Raw genomic sequence first — 677 nt, 5'->3', positions numbered from 1 at the left:
TGGTGAAAAACTCTACGTTGGCAACAGCCATTGGTTACCCTGATTTGTTTACAGTCTTCGTAGGCACATCGCTTAATCAGACAGGACAAGCTATAGAGATTGTATTTATGACGATGGCCGTTTATTTCGTTATTAATATGACTATCTCATTCTTAATGAATCGGTTTAACGCTAGCGTTGCGTTAGTCGAACGTAAATAGGAGAGGGTGATATGAGAGTTTTTAAACCGCAAGAAGCTCAGCCAGCTCCAGAGGAGACTATGGGCGTAGCTGCTTGGATTAGAGCTAACTTGTTTTCTAATGTTCCAAATTCCATCGCTACGATCGTTATTCTAGGCTTATTGGCGAGCGTTTTACCTGGCTTAATTGATTGGTTATTCATTCAAGCAAATTGGTCCGGCAACACACAGGCTGATTGTACAAATGATAATGGGGCTTGTTGGGTATTCGTTTCTGCTTGGATGCAGCAATTCTTATATGGAAGTTATCCTATAGAAGAACTGTGGCGAGTAAATACAGGTTTAGTAGCATTGATCTTGGTTATTGCTGCGCCATACGCATTGCCTAAACATCTGCGTAATACTGTGGGTGTACCATTATTTTTGGCTTATCCGTTTATTTGTGCGGCCTTATTAGATGGTCGGCTCTTTGGATTAGAATTTGTAAGCACAGATTATT

2 pseudogenes are annotated in these 677 nt (G+C 40.8%); both read left to right on the top strand.

Annotation, left to right across the window (positions count from 1 at the left end):
* A pseudogene (locus A3739_RS29790) lies at positions 1 to 200 on the top strand (amino acid ABC transporter permease); the annotation flags it as partial.
* An 11-nt stretch (positions 201 to 211) separates the two neighbouring features.
* Positions 212 to 677, top strand: a pseudogene (locus A3739_RS08605) (amino acid ABC transporter permease); the annotation flags it as partial.

The sequence above is a fragment of the Oleiphilus sp. HI0067 genome, from assembly GCF_001635735.1.
The sequence above is the reverse complement of the archived record's forward strand: the minus strand, read 5'-3'. Positions and strand labels throughout refer to the sequence as shown.